This window comes from Mesorhizobium sp. B2-8-5, assembly GCF_006440675.2.
GTDB lineage: Bacteria > Pseudomonadota > Alphaproteobacteria > Rhizobiales > Rhizobiaceae > Mesorhizobium.
In genome coordinates this window covers 1466515-1480101 of sequence record NZ_CP083951.1, presented here as the reverse complement: position 1 = coordinate 1480101, position 13587 = coordinate 1466515, and the positions used below count along the sequence as shown (strand labels likewise).

General features: G+C 63.8%; 16 protein-coding genes. 8 read left to right on the top strand and 8 right to left on the bottom strand.

The features are described from left to right. The first annotated feature begins 22 nt into the window (after positions 1–22). Positions 23–403, top strand: coding sequence for a response regulator (locus FJ430_RS07205; protein ID WP_140648113.1), 381 nt, complete (start codon positions 23–25; stop codon positions 401–403). A 35-nt stretch (positions 404–438) separates the two neighbouring features. On the opposite strand, the gene FJ430_RS07200 is transcribed toward FJ430_RS07205, so the two are convergent. Both FJ430_RS07200 and FJ430_RS07195 read right to left on the bottom strand, forming a co-directional pair. After that, positions 439–990 (bottom strand): RNA polymerase sigma factor, encoded by a 552-nt coding sequence (locus tag FJ430_RS07200; RefSeq protein WP_140648114.1) that lies wholly within the window; start codon positions 988–990, stop codon positions 439–441. A gap of 3 nt (positions 991–993) precedes the next feature. Next, positions 994–1197, bottom strand: coding sequence for a NepR family anti-sigma factor (locus FJ430_RS07195; protein WP_140648115.1), 204 nt, complete (start codon positions 1195–1197; stop codon positions 994–996). Between the two features lie 218 nt (positions 1198–1415). On the opposite strand from FJ430_RS07195, the gene FJ430_RS07190 reads away from it, so the two are divergent. The 6 genes from FJ430_RS07190 to FJ430_RS07165 all read left to right on the top strand — a co-directional run bounded on the left by FJ430_RS07190 (position 1416) and on the right by FJ430_RS07165 (position 5061). Continuing rightward, positions 1416–2210 (top strand): response regulator, encoded by a 795-nt coding sequence (locus FJ430_RS07190; protein WP_140704739.1) that lies wholly within the window; start codon positions 1416–1418, stop codon positions 2208–2210. 169 nt (positions 2211–2379) lie between these two features. Beyond that, positions 2380–2544, top strand: a complete 165-nt coding sequence (locus tag FJ430_RS07185) for a DUF1328 domain-containing protein (RefSeq protein WP_018429836.1) — start codon at positions 2380–2382, stop codon at positions 2542–2544. 209 nt (positions 2545–2753) lie between these two features. Continuing rightward, positions 2754–3785: a sensor histidine kinase gene (locus FJ430_RS07180; RefSeq protein ID WP_140704737.1), complete on the top strand. Its 1032-nt coding sequence runs from the start codon at positions 2754–2756 to the stop codon at positions 3783–3785. Between the two features lie 326 nt (positions 3786–4111). Next, on the top strand, positions 4112–4282 hold the full coding sequence (locus tag FJ430_RS07175) for a hypothetical protein (protein WP_181175312.1): 171 nt from the start codon (positions 4112–4114) through the stop codon (positions 4280–4282). A gap of 123 nt (positions 4283–4405) precedes the next feature. Then, entirely contained in the window at positions 4406–4732 is a 327-nt protein-coding gene (locus FJ430_RS07170) for a hypothetical protein (RefSeq protein ID WP_140704735.1), read from the top strand. Between the two features lie 83 nt (positions 4733–4815). Then, the gene (locus FJ430_RS07165; protein ID WP_140648119.1) at positions 4816–5061 is read left to right on the top strand and encodes a YMGG-like glycine zipper-containing protein; all 246 of its coding nucleotides are present in this window, start codon (positions 4816–4818) and stop codon (positions 5059–5061) included. Between the two features lie 93 nt (positions 5062–5154). Here FJ430_RS07165 and FJ430_RS07160 read toward each other — a convergent pair whose 3' ends face one another. The 4 genes from FJ430_RS07160 to xylF form a co-directional block, all read right to left on the bottom strand. Further along, a complete protein-coding gene (locus tag FJ430_RS07160; protein WP_140704733.1) occupies positions 5155–6795 on the bottom strand; it encodes a CHASE domain-containing protein in 1641 nt (546 codons plus the stop codon). A 124-nt stretch (positions 6796–6919) separates the two neighbouring features. After that, positions 6920–7720 (bottom strand): ATP-binding cassette domain-containing protein, encoded by an 801-nt coding sequence (locus FJ430_RS07155; protein ID WP_140648121.1) that lies wholly within the window; start codon positions 7718–7720, stop codon positions 6920–6922. Between the two features lie 76 nt (positions 7721–7796). Next, complete coding sequence (locus tag FJ430_RS07150) at positions 7797–9149, bottom strand: sugar ABC transporter permease (protein WP_140648122.1); 1353 nt, start codon at positions 9147–9149, stop codon at positions 7797–7799. 147 nt (positions 9150–9296) lie between these two features. After that, complete coding sequence (gene xylF / locus FJ430_RS07145; protein ID WP_140648123.1) at positions 9297–10337, bottom strand: D-xylose ABC transporter substrate-binding protein; 1041 nt, start codon at positions 10335–10337, stop codon at positions 9297–9299. 270 nt (positions 10338–10607) lie between these two features. On the opposite strand from xylF, the gene FJ430_RS07140 reads away from it, so the two are divergent. Next, positions 10608–11849 carry an ROK family protein gene (locus tag FJ430_RS07140; RefSeq protein WP_140704731.1) on the top strand — a complete coding sequence of 414 codons (1242 nt, stop codon included), beginning with the start codon at positions 10608–10610 and terminating at the stop codon, positions 11847–11849. Between the two features lie 322 nt (positions 11850–12171). Here the strand turns inward: FJ430_RS07140 and phoB are convergent, their stop codons facing one another. Both phoB and phoU read right to left on the bottom strand, forming a co-directional pair. Beyond that, positions 12172–12861, bottom strand: a complete 690-nt coding sequence (gene phoB, locus FJ430_RS07135) for a phosphate regulon transcriptional regulator PhoB (RefSeq protein ID WP_010911896.1) — start codon at positions 12859–12861, stop codon at positions 12172–12174. Positions 12862–12877: 16 nt separating this feature from the next. Continuing rightward, positions 12878–13585 (bottom strand): phosphate signaling complex protein PhoU, encoded by a 708-nt coding sequence (gene phoU / locus FJ430_RS07130; RefSeq protein WP_140647910.1) that lies wholly within the window; start codon positions 13583–13585, stop codon positions 12878–12880. Between the last annotated feature and the right edge of the window lie 2 nt (positions 13586–13587).

Genomic DNA, 13587 nt, shown 5'->3' with positions numbered 1-13587 from the left:
CCTGCCGAGGAGACACTGATAAGTGCCAGCGCTGCTTGATGGACTGCGTATTCTCGTTCTGGAAGACGAGTTCCTGATCGCGATGGATGTCGAGCAGCTTTGCCGCGACCACGGCGCCGCGGATGTGACGATCGCGCGTGAACTCGGCGAGATCGACGGGCAGGCGCTGCCTGCGCGCTTCGACGCGGCGGTTGTCGACCTGATGCTCGGCGGCGTCTCGACTCTGGATTTCGCCGCGCGGCTGCGCAGCGAGGGCGTGCCGTTCGTATTTGCCTCCGGCTATTCGGATTCGGACGAGATCAAGGGTTCGTTTCCGGATATCCGGCTGATCGCCAAGCCCTACTCAGGCGACGATCTGATCGAAGCCTTGGCCATGGCCTGCGGCCGGGCAAAGGCGGCCTGAGGCCATCCCTGCAATCGCAATCGTAACCGGTCGGTTCAAGCCGCGTTCGAACCTGTGACCTGCGCCGAGATCGCGTCGGGCCCGAACTCGTCCTCTCCGGAAATCTTGAGGATTTCCTGGAGCCTGGCGCGCGCCCGGCTGACGCGGCTCTTGATCGTGCCGACGGCACAACCACAGATCTCGGCGGCTTCTTCATAGGAGAAGCCGGAGGCGCCGATCAGGATGATGGCCTCGCGCTGGTCCTCGGGCAGTTGCTCGAGCGCGCCGCGGAAATCCTTGAGGTCGAGCTGGCCATGCTGGGCCGGATGAACGGCAAGCCTGGCCGTCATGATGCCGTCGCTGTCCTGAACTTCGCGGCCGCGCTTGCGCATCTGCGAATAGAATTCATTGCGCAGGATGGTGAACAGCCAGGCCTTCAGATTGGTGCCGGGCTGGAAGCTCTCATGCTTGTCCCACGCCTTGACCAGTGTTTCCTGGACGAGGTCGTCGGCCCGGTCCGCATTCTGCGTCAGCGACACGGCAAAGGCGCGAAGGCTCGGGATCGCACCGAGCAACTCGGTCTTGAAGCTCTGGGATACCACCGCCATGCCTCAGTCCTTTTTCTGGGCAGGTTCGGTCTGTTCCAGTTGGCTGAGCAACTGAGCGAAACGGTCCGGCACATGGTCCGAGACCAACTCGTCATAATATTGTTTGAGCTTGCGGGCTATCTCTGAGTTTGCCCCAAGCGGATTACCGTCCCCGTTCCGATGCCTGCTTGCGGCATCAGCCAATTGTTTTTTCTTCATTTCTTTCATAGTCGCCCTAGTTTCCAGCGCCTGAACCGCTCTTCGACTTCAAACCACAACGCAAGCGGGACCTTCGTCTGGTTGCCCATCCCAAATCCCGAAACGCTCGCTTGCTAATTTAGTTCCACAGCCGGCGGAACTTTTTCCGAAAGCCGGCGTTTGATTTTCAGGGGCATGCAATCAGTGCGGCCTTGAACGTGCAACGTCATTTGAGGGAGACGTCGATAATGAGTTTGTCCGCAACCATCGCGCCGCATCTTCCGTTCCTGCGCCGCTTCTCGCGGGCGGTATCGGGATCGCAGGAGAGCGGTGACGCGTTGGTCGCGGCGATGCTGGAAGCCATCATCGCCGATACCAATATCTTCCCCGAAGCCTCGAGCGACCGTATTGCGCTGTACAAGGTTTTCGCCAGACTGTTCACCTCCGTGGCCATCCGCGTGCCGCAGGAACAGGCCCAGACCGCCTGGGAGCAGCGGGCCGCGGCCAATCTGAATGCCATCGCGCCCCTGCCGAGGCAGGCTTTCCTTCTGGTTGCCGTCGAGGGCTTCAGCGAGGACGAGGCGGCGGAAATCCTCGATGTAGACGAGGAGGAGTTCTCGGAACTGCTTGCCCAGGCGAGCAACGAGATTTCCCGGCAGGTCGCGACCGACGTGCTGATCATCGAGGACGAGCCGCTGATCGCCATGGACATCGAGGAGATGGTCGAGAGTCTCGGCCACCGTGTGGTCGGCACGGCGCGCACGCATGCCGAGGCCGTGGCCGTGTTCGGCAGGACGCGGCCGAAAATGGTGCTGGCCGACATCCAGCTCGCCGACGGCAGCTCGGGCATCGAAGCCGTCAACGAGATCTTGTCCTCGACGCCGGTGCCGGTGATCTTCATCACCGCCTTCCCGGAACGCCTGCTGACCGGCGAGCGCCCCGAGCCGGCCTTCCTGGTCACCAAGCCGTTCAATCCCGACATGGTCAAGGCTTTGATCAGCCAGGCCCTGTTCTTCGACCGTCAGGCCAAGGCCGCCGCCTGATCCTTCCGAAGCCTGGACCTCGAGCGTCATGCAAGGCCCTCCGCCGCGCGTGACGCCTGGCCCGTTTGCGGTCTGAAAAGCCCCTTCAAGGGGATCGTCTTTTTCAGCAAATGGTGGAACAAACGACACCGAGCCACGTTCTTTTCCCGACGTAAGAAGGAGACGCATCATGCTGTACTGGGCGCTCGTATTTCTCGTAGTTGCGATCATCGCCGGCGCGCTTGGGTTCGGCGGCATCGCCGGCACATCGGCGGGCATCGCGCAGATCCTGTTCTTCATTTTCCTCGCCTTCCTGGTGATCTCGCTCATCGCAGGCCTTTTCAGGAGAGCCTGACCGCGACACTGGAAGCCGCACCCCTCAAACGGTTTCCAGCCACCGTCGGACGGCGCCTCGAAAGAGCACCGTCCGGCGGACCGTTTTTGGAGAGCCCCCTGCGATTTCAGGGCCACTGCGATTTCAAGGCCACTGCGATTTCAAGGCGCTGGCTCAGGCGGAACCAGTTGCGGATTGAGCCGTTCCAGGACCGAGTGCGGGATGTTCCAATGCCTTCCGAGGGTCCCACGAAAGACAGGGTTGAAAAGCAGAAAGGCGAAGTGATCGCGATGCATCCCTCGGAGAGCGGGATGCAGTTGGGGCGGGCCCTGCTTCATGCCCTGCACAATGCCGGGATTTCGGTTGTCTACGAGGATCGGCAGATGGAAACGGTCTGGGCGCGCAACATGAACGCGCCCTGGGCGTCCGATACGGCCGCCGGCAAGGACTTGCTCTCGCCGGCGCAGGCCGAACGCATAAGGGCCGCCAAACTCAAGGTGATCGAATCCGGCAACGCGGACCAGCTCGAGCTCAGCATTCCGGGACACCAGGGCGTACGTTGGTTCCAGCTTTGGATCGATGCCGACCGCGGCGACGCCGGCGGCGTTCTCGGCGTCGTCACCACGATGGTGGAGACGACGGAGCAGAAACGCCGCGAGCAGACGCTGAAGGCGTTGCTGCGCGAAGTCAGCCATCGATCGAAAAATCTTCTGGCCATCATCCAGAGCATCGCCACTCAGACCGGGCGCTATACGGAGACGCTCGGCGAGTTCCTGGCGCGGTTTCGCGGCCGGCTGCAATCGCTCTCGTCCTCGCAGGATCTGGTCACATCCTCCAACTGGCGGGGAGCGGCGCTGCAGGAGCTCGTCTCCGGCCAGGTCGGCCGCTACAGCAGCGACCTGGCTCAAAGCCTGCGGTTCGCGGGCGAAAATCCCTATCTCAACCCCAATGCCGCCCTGCATATCGGCCTGGCGATGCATGAGCTGGCCGTGAATTCCGTGAGCTACGGCGCGCTGTCGCGGCCGGAGGGCCATGTCGAGGTTCGCGCCAGGCTCGAGACCGAAAACGGAACCTCGCCCAACCTTCTGCTGACCTGGACGGAGGCGGTCGACGACGCGCCGCGCAATGAGAAGCGCTTCGGCAGCGTGGCGCTGGAACGCGTCGTGCCGATGTCGCTGAATGGCTCAGCGACGCTGGAAATCGGCAAGGACCGCATCGAATACCGTCTCACCGTCCCGCACGGGAATTTCGAGACGGATTGATGGTGCCGCCGATGGCGTGAGAGCAATTCCATGAAAGTGTGCAAAGGGTCAGGCTAATGCGTGTCGCGCAAAAGTTCAGCTGTTTTGCGATAACGACATGCATGAAAACAAAGCCTTGAAGCGCGTCGCCTGGATCCGCTTCAGCGCGACGCGCTTTAGGCGGCTTCGCCGTAGCTGTCCGTCCGGAATTGCGTCAAAACGGAGAGGGAGCGCTTTGCCGGCGGAGGCCTTTAACCGGCTGTTCACCATAAAGTCCGATCCTGTGCTCCCGGCTGACGATGCGCCGGAAACCCATCCGCGCCCCGGCGCGACCTGGGGAGACTGAAATGATGGTTGCCGACATGAACAGGCTGGAGCAGGCCGCCCGCGTCTCGATGAGCGGCTTCCAGGATGCCGAGCCGCCGCCGGCGTCGCGGTCGTCGCATCTTTCGCTCCGCCTGGGCGCGATCGCGCTTCTGGCCGCCGTGGCCCTGACCGCGGCCTCGCAACTGCTCTGACCCCGCATGCGGCTTTGACGTCCAGACTTCAGCGCGCCGCCATTTCGCGCGGAGCGCTTCAAGCTCCGGCCCCGGAACTTTTGTTCGCCGAGATTCGTTGTTGGCGGCGAGAGGTTTGGAGCCATGGAACACATCGCCGCATTGCTCTTCGTCGTCGGCTGTTCGAGCACGATGGCCGATTGCCGGGAACTCGAAGTGCCCGTCAGCGTCTTCGAGACGGAGCAGGCCTGCGTCGCCGAAAGGCCATTCGCCCTCGGCGACCTGCAGGGTCAGGCCCCCCGCATCATCGGCAAGTGCCTCGCCGTGGATCCCGCGCTGGAGGACGATTACGACCGGATCGTCTGGAACGTGCGGCCCGACGGCACGCTGGCAGCATCGCTGGAGGTGTCCGGCATGCTTGTCGCGTCGAACGGCGAGCGCTCCGAAAAAGACTATGTTAGGCAACAGTAGAATCTGGCAGGCAAAACAGGTTTTTTCATGCTAAACGGTCGCTGGCACTGCCGAAAGTGAGGACAAAAGTGAGGAGCAATTCTATGCGGAAGATGATCATTGCCATGGTTGCTGTGGTCGCCGTCAGCGGCTGCACCACGACCGAGCAGGACGTTGTCGGCGGCGGCCTGATCGGCGCCGGTGTGGGCGGCCTGGTCGGCGGCAGCAAGGGTGCGCTGATCGGCGCGGCCGTCGGCGCCGGGTCGGGCCTCTTGGTTCGCAACCTTCGCAACGGCTACTGCGTGTATCGCCGCCATGACGGCACGACCTACCGGGCCCGCTGCAACTAGTTCCTTAGCGAAGAGAACCGGAGGCGGGTAGCCGGCCTCCGGTCCTCTTCGAATTCAAATGGCTGACTCGCCAGCCGAGGGCTGTTGGCCCGCTCACGCGATCAGCGGGATCCTGATTTCCACCTTCAATCCATCGTCGTGATAGTCGCGCGCGATCGTGCCGCGCAATTCGCGTGTGACGTTGAGATCTATCAACTTGGTGCCGAAGCCGGTCTTGACTGGCGCTTCCAGTTCCGTCTGACCCGCCTCGCGCCAGTTCAGGACCAGCGTCCTCTCGCGGTCGCGGCCTTCGACGCTCCAGTCGACCTTGAGAGCCCAGCTTCCCTTGACCGAATTGGCCGAACCGCCGGCCTCGCCATATTTCAGCGCGTTGGTGGCGAGTTCATGAAAGGTCAGCCCGAGCGCCTGCGTCGTCGTCTCGTCCAGCAGCACTTTCGGCCCTGACAACACGCCTTCGGGAAGGTCCTTGCCGAACACCTGCCCGAGCTCGATGCGCAGCAGGTCGCCGAGATCGGCTTTCTGCCAGCGCGAGCGCGTGAGCATATCCTGCGATGCCGCCATGGCCTGCAGGCGCGCCGAGAACGAAGCCGAAAACTCCTTGACGTCGGTGGCTTGCGAGGCCGTCTGCCGCGCGATCGCCAGCACGCGGGTGATCGAATTCTTGATGCGGTGCTTCATCTCCTGCAGGATCAGGTCCTTTTCCAGCAGGCTCTTTTCGGTCGCCTCGTGCAGCGCCGATTTCGCGTCATAGGCGCGTTCCTGATAGCGCGCCACCAAGGCGATGGCGCCGGCGAGCAGCAGGCCAAACAGCCCGAGCATCACCGGGATGGCGCGCGAGGACGGCGGCTCGAATGCGCTTGTCGGCCGAAACAACAAGGTCCACGGCTCGCCCGCCACGACGATATCGCGGCGTGCCAAAAGCTTCGCGCCGATGCGTTCCGCCGGCGGCGCCTCCGAACGGAACAGCAAATTGCCGGCCTCGGGCTTGCCGTCATAGACCTCGACATTGACCGGCAGCAGCGGCGAATGGCTGAGCGCGACCTGGAACAGATCCTGCGCGCGGAAGGCAACGTAAAGAAAACCGGCCGTCGAGGAGCGGCTTGCATTGATGACGTCGGGCGCGGTTTCGACGTTCAGCCGCACGAAAACCAGGAATCCGGTGAAGGTCTGCGCCACGCCGGCGCCCTGGCCGAGCTGGACCATGCCGCTCGCATGCTGCTGGTCATCCGCCATCGCCTCTTCGATCGCCGCGCGCCGTACCGGCTCGGTGAACATGTCGAAACCGATGATCGACTGGTTGGACGTGTCGAGCGGCTCGAACAGCACGATCGGCGTTCGCCATTGCTGCGTCGTGGCGGGATAGATCGGATGCGCCGCCCCATGGTCGTGCAGGATGTCGCGTTCCACCGCCGCCTCGTCGCCGGTCTTGGCGAGCCTCAGGAAGCCGATGCCGCGCAGCCCCGCGAAACTGTCGTCGATGTCGAGCGCGGTGAAGAAGGCCTTGAATTCGCCGCGCGAGATGTCGCCGTTGCGGGCATCGAACAGCGCCTGCGTCGAACGCAGCAGCGACAGATGCAGGTCGATGCGGCTCTCGATGCGGCTCAGCGCGTCATCGGCGGTACCCTCGAACTTGATCCGAGCCGCCTCTTGCGTCGCGAAATAGGCAAACCCCGCCATCGTCAGGCTGATCAGCGCGACGGCGACGAAGGCAACGATCGGAAAGAGCTTCTTCAAATCAAGGATGCGGCCCGTGGACGGTCGACGACCTTTATGGGCAAGTCTCCGCGCCAACACAATGGCGCGGTCAAATCATCACTGCGGCTGGTACATCACGCAGTCGTTAATTAGCCGGCTATCATCATGCCGCTATCTTCAGCGCGCCTGGACCCGGAATGGCGCCTGGCGGGCATTTGCCCAGGATGATCATTCCGAGCACCTCGTCCTGGGTGACGTCGGTGGTGCGCGCGGTCCCGACCACCTGGCCGTTCTTCATCACGCAGACCCGGTCGGCGAGCTCGAACACGTCGTGGATGTCGTGGCTGATCAGGAAGATGCCGATGCCGTCGGCCTTGAGCTGCTTGACCAGTTCGCCGACTTGCGCCGTCTCTTGCGGACCGAGCGCCGCCGTCGGCTCGTCCATGATCAGGATGCGGGCGTTGAACAGGATCGCGCGCGCGATCGCCACCGACTGCCGCTGTCCGCCCGATAGCTTGATGACCGGCTCCTTGAAGCGCTGGAAGCGTGGATTGAGGCGGCCCATCACCTTGCGCGCGTCGGCTTCCATGGCGACGTCGTCCAGCGTGCCCCAGCCCGTCATCAGCTCGCGGCCGAGGAACAGGTTGGCTGCGGCATCGACATTGTCGGCCAGCGCCAGCGTCTGGTAGATCGTCTCGACGCCATATTTCTTGGCATCGCGCGGATTGGAGATCGAAGCCTCCTCGCCATTGATGAATATCTGCCCGCTGTCGCGCTTGTAGGCGCCGGACAGGATCTTGATCAGCGTCGATTTGCCCGCGCCATTGTGGCCGAGCAGCGCCATCACTTCGCCGGGGAAAAGATCGACCGAGGCGTCGTCGACGGCGCGGATGCCGCCGAAGGCGATCGAGATGTTGCGCATGTCGACCAGCGGAACGCCGGCGGGAGCGATTTTGTCAGCCATGATCCTTCTCCTCCCTATAGTCCATGCTTGAGCATGGTCTCGTCCGAAAACTGGTTTCCACTTTTCGGCATCATGCTCAGACGCGCTTGCGATAGATGGTGTCGAGCCAGACCGCGACGACCAGTACGGCGCCGACGACGATGCTCTGCAGCGGCGAATCGACGCCGAGCAATACCATGCCGGACTGCAGCGACTGCATCAGCAATGCGCCCAGCATGGCGCCGAGCACGGTGCCGGAACCGCCGGCGAGCGACGTGCCGCCGATGACGGCCGCGGCAATGACCAGCAGTTCGTCCAGCGTCCCCAGCACATTCGTCGAGGAGTTCTGCCTGGCCGACGAGATCGCCGCCGCGATCGTCGCCAGCACGCCCATGATCATGAACACCTTCATGGTGATCCAGCGCGTGTTGATGCCGGCGAGATTGGCTGCTTCCGGATTGCCGCCGATGGCGAAGACGTAGCGGCCGAAGCGCGTGCGCTTGGTGACGAAGGTCATGATCAGGCCGACGGCAACGGCCATCAGCACCGGAATGGCGATGCCATGCGCGATGAACAGCCCGCCTTCGGGAACGGTGATGTTGTTGGCGGCGGCGTAGCGGTTCACGATGCCGACCGGCCACGGATAGGAATTGGCGAGCCACACCGCGCCCAGGATGACCGCGCAGGTGACCGTGGCGAGCAGCGTCTCGGCCCAGACCGGACGCAGCGGGAAGCGGAAGCGCTTGCGCTGCACGCGGCCGTTGAAATGCATGAAGATAACCGCCAGGCAGGCGACGATGCCGACGGCCCAGCTCCATCTGGCGCCGATCGAGCCCGCCGGGCCGCCGCCCATCAGCTGGAAGGTGGCGTCGAGCGGCGCCACCGTCTGGCCGCTGGTGACCCACCAGGCAGCGCCACGCCATACCAGCAATCCGCCCAGCGTCACGATGAAGGCCGGCACTTCGAGATAGGCGATGATGAAGCCCTGGAAGGCGCCGATGATGAGGCCGAGCGCCAGGCCGATCAGCAATGCCAGCACCCAGATCCACGGATTGCCCAGCTCAAGCCCGACGAAGCGCACCAGGAAATGCACCTGGGCAAAGCCCATGACCATGCCGATCACCCCTTCGGCCGATCCGACCGACAGGTCGATGTTGCGCATGACGATGACCAGCACCATGCCGGAGGCCATGATCGCCACGGCCGAAGTCTGCACCGACAGGTTCCACAGGTTGCGCGGCGTGAGAAACGTGCGGCTGTCGAAGTCGAGCGGATTGACGCCGAGGCGCAGGCTGGAAATCACATGCAGCCCGATCCAGATCAAGAGCAGCGCGCCGATCATGCCGAGCATGCGGGTGTCGAGTTCGGTCGCCTTCAGGAACCGGGCGACGGAGCCGAGTTCCGACGCGCGCGCGGTGTCCGCCGGTTGGGTAGACGTCGTGTCGGTCATGATTTCCTCCCGCCGGCCTGCCCGTCTGGCGCGGATGCCTGGCCAAGCCTAGAAGCTATCCGCCAGAGGCGGAAACACAAATCTTTTTGAGAAAACGCCGCGGCTTTCAGGCCGCGGCGCAGGGATTTTGATCGAGAGCCGGCAGACTTAGTTGCAGGCCTTGACGCTACCGGCGGCAACGCCCGCGCAGACTTCGTCCTTCTTGATCCAGCCGGCGTCGATGACGACGTTGAGATTGTCCTTGGTGATCGCGATCGGAGTCAGGAACAGCGACTTGACGGTGTTGCCGCCGGGCGTTGTGAAGTCCTTGGCGCCGGCGATGTCGCCCATCTTCTTGCCGTCGGCGAGCTGCGAGGCGATCTCGGCAGCGTTCTTGCCGAGCTCGCGCGCGTCTTTCCACACCGACACGGTCTGCGTGCCGAGCGCGATGCGGTTGAGCGCCGCGTGGTCGCCGTCCTGGCCCGAGACCGGAACGGTGCCGGCCAAGCCTTGCGCCGTCAGCGCCGCGACGACGCCGCCTGCGGTGCCGTCATTGGCCGCCACGACCGCGTCGACCTTGTTGTCGTTGGCGGTCAGGAACTGCTCCATGTTCTTCTGCGCGTTGGCGGGCAGCCAACCGTCGGTATAGGCCTCGCCGACATTCTTGATCTTGCCGCTGTCGATCGCCTCCTTCAGCACTTCCATGGAGCCCGAGAACAGGAAGTCGGCGTTCGGATCGGCGCCCGAGCCCTTGATGAAGACATAATTGCCTTCCGGCTTGACCTTGAACACCTCGCGGGCCTGCATGCGGCCGACTTCCTTGTTATCGAAGGTCAGGTAGAACACGTCCTTGTTCTCGATCAGGCGGTCGTAGCCGACGACCGGAATGCCTTCATCGAGCGCCTTCTGCACCGCCGGGCCGATTGCCGAGGCATCCTGCGCCAGGATGATCAGCGCGTTGGCGCCTTGCGAGATCAGGCTTTCGACGTCGGTCAGCTGCTTGCCCGGATTGGACTGCGCGTCGGCCGAGATATACTTGTCGCCGGCGGCCTCGATGGCGGCCTTCATCGCCGCTTCGTCGGTCTTCCAGCGCTCTTCCTGGAAATTCGACCACGACACGCCGATCACCTTGTCCTTCGCCTCGGCGACCGACGCCAGCGTCAGCGACATGGCAACGCCCGCCAGAATGGCGGCTGCGAATTTCTTCATGATATCCTCCCTGCGCCTGTGCGGCGCGACCCAGACTGGCCCGAAGGCCGGCATAGAGGCTTTTTTTCGAGCCTCAAAAAAATAGTGATCCAGCAAAACGACGCTGTCAACTGCGATTCTGATGGGTTTTGATGGGTCAGGGCATTTTTTTCGACATCCGCAATAAATAATGACACAGGCTGCGGCTTCTGCCACTATCCCTAGCATGTCACCGACAGGCCATGGCATCATCATCACAAGGCCGCGATGACTGGGAGGACGTGCGAGACGATGTCGGTCGGAATCCGTCACGACGATTTGCGCCGGCGCAACCGCGCCATGGTGATTTCGGCCGTGCGCCGCGCCGGCCAGCCCTCGCGCACGGAGATTGCCGCCACCACCGGGCTCAGCCACTCGACCATTTCGGCGATCTCCGCCGATCTGATCCAGGAAGGCATTCTCACCGAAAGCAAGGCCAGCGAGCCGACGGCGTTGAAACGCGGCCGGCCGCAGATCGGTCTGGCGCTGAACCCCGAAGCCGCCGCGGTGCTGACCGTGGTGCTGTCGCTGAACTTCCTGTCAGTCGCCGTGATCGATTATGCCGGCCAGGTGGTTGCCGAGGAGCAGCAGCGCCTCGACACGCTCGTCATGCCCCGCGACGAGCTGATCGGCGAATGCATGGCGATCGTCCGGCGCCGGTTGCGGGATCCCGACCTCGACGTGGGCAGCGTCGCCCGCATCGCCATGGGCATTCAGGGCATCACCGATTCCCATTCACGCGCCATGCTGTGGTCGCCGATCACGCCGCTGACCGACATCCCTTTCGCCGACCTCCTCGAACGGGAATTCGGTATTCCCGCCACCATGGAGAACGACTGCAACATGATGGCGGTGGCGCTGCAATGGCGCGATCCCGAGCGCTATCGCGACGACTTCATCGCCATCCTGCTCTCGCACGGTATCGGCATGGGCCTGGTGCTGAAGGGCGCGCTGTTCAGCGGCACACATTCCTCCGGCGGCGAGTTCGGCCATATGATCCATCGTCCGGGCGGCGCGCGTTGCCGCTGCGGCCGCCGCGGCTGCGTCGAGGCCTATGCCGGCAATTACGCGATCTGGCGCAGCGCCATGGGAATAAGCGAGGATGCCACGCCGACCGACGTCGGTGACGCCGATATGCGCGCGCTGGCCGCGAAAGCCCGGCAGGAGGACGGACCCGAGCGGGAGGCTTATCGCCGGGCCGGCGAAGCACTCGGTTTCGGCCTCGGCAGCCTGTTCGCCCTTATCGACCCGGCGCCTGTCGCCATGGTCGGCGTAAGCGCGGCCGCCTTCGACCTGATCGAGCCGGCGCTGCGAGAGGCGATCGCCCAGACCGCCGGCGGCCAGCACTCGGAATCGATCTCCTTCGACACCGAGCCGAACGAACTGCCGCTTATCCGCGAAGGCTGCGCCATGCGCGCGCTGACCTTCGTCGATCAGGAGATTTTCGCGCCGGGGGTGCAGGCCAGAGCGGGGGCCGGGAAGAACGTGGCCTGAGCGAACGTGGCGCTGAAGCCGCGAATCGCACCAACGTTGGAGATTGGCCGAAGCCACCGCGACTTCGTCATTCCAGGGCGGAGCAAGGAGCGAAGCGACGCGCGCAGACCCTGGAATCCATGCCGTTACCTCGATCGTAGGGTGCAGTGGTGCAGAGTTCTGCGCCATAGCGGCGCGTGGAAGTCACGGAATGGATCCTCGGGTCTGCGCGCGTCGCTTCGCTCCTTGCTCCGCCCGTGGATGACGAAGCGCAAGCGTCTCGACTACCCACCAGCGTAAATGTTGGAAGTGCCGATCCCGTCGGAACTTCCGCCCTCGGGACCTAATCCTCCCTGATCGCGTACCCCGCCCCGCGGATGGTGCGGATGACGTCCGGCATGCGGCCGTTGTTGACCGCCTTGCGCAGGCGCCCGACATGGACGTCCACGGTGCGCTCGTCGATATAGATCGTCTCGCCCCAGACATTGTCGAGCAACTGGCTTCGCGAGAACACGCGGCCGGGATGGCGCATCATGAATTCGAGCAGGCGGAACTCGGTCGGCCCGAGCCGGATCTCGCTCTTCTTGCGGTAGACCCGGTGCGATTCGCGGTCGAGCACGATGTCGCCGACCTTGAGCACGCTGGACAGCACCTCCGGCTTGGCGCGGCGCAGCAGCGCCTTGACGCGCGCCATGAACTCCGGCGTCGAGAACGGCTTGACCAGATAGTCGTCGGCGCCGGTCGAGAGGCCGCGCACGCGGTCGCTTTCCTCGCCGCGCGCCGTCAGCATGATGATCGGCAGCCGCTCGGTCTCGGGCCGCATCCTGAGACGCCGGCAGAGCTCGATACCGGAAACCGCCGGCACCATCCAGTCGAGCACGAGCAGGTCGGGAACGTTTTCCTGAAGGCGGATTTCGGCCTCGTCGCCGCGGGTCACCACTTCGACCTGGTAACCCTCGGATTCGAGATTGTAGCGGAGCAGCACCCCCAGCGGCTCCTCGTCCTCCACCACCATGATGCGTGGCGCGATCATCGGGGTAACCTTTTCGTCAGGCCGCCGGCGCCGACATTGCGGTCTCGTCCTGCTTCGGACGATTGGCGGGCAATTGCGTGCCGGTCAGCACATAATAGGCGTTCTCGGCGATGTTGGTCACATGGTCGCCGATGCGCTCGAGGTTCTTGGCGCAGAACAGAAGATGCGTGCAAGCGGTGATGTTGCGCGGGTCTTCCATCATGTAGGTCAACAGCTCGCGGAAGACGGACGTGTATTTGACGTCGATGCGCTCGTCGTCGTTGCGAAGCTTGGCCAGCGCCGTGGCATCGCCCACCATATATTCCTGGATCACGGCCTGGACCTGGATCAGCACCAGCTGCGCCATCGAATCGATCGAATGCGTGAGGTCGCGCGGCGCGGCGCTGACGCCGACCGAGCCGACACGCTTGGCGATGTTCTTGGCGAGATCGCCGATGCGTTCGAGGTCGCCCGCCATGCGGATCGAGCCGACCACGTTGCGCAGGTCGTCCGCCATCGGCTGCCGCTTGGCGATCAGCGTGATGGCGCGGTCGTCGAGCTCGCGCTGACGAGCGTCCATGATGGCGTCGTCGGAGACGACGCGCTGCGCCAGCGCATTGTCGGTCTCGAGCAGCGCCCTGGTCGCACCGCCGACCATGGAGCTGGCGAGATCGCCCATGTCGTTGATGAGCCGGCTGATCTGCCTCAGATCCTCGTCGAAGGAGGCGACGGTATGTTCGGCCATGA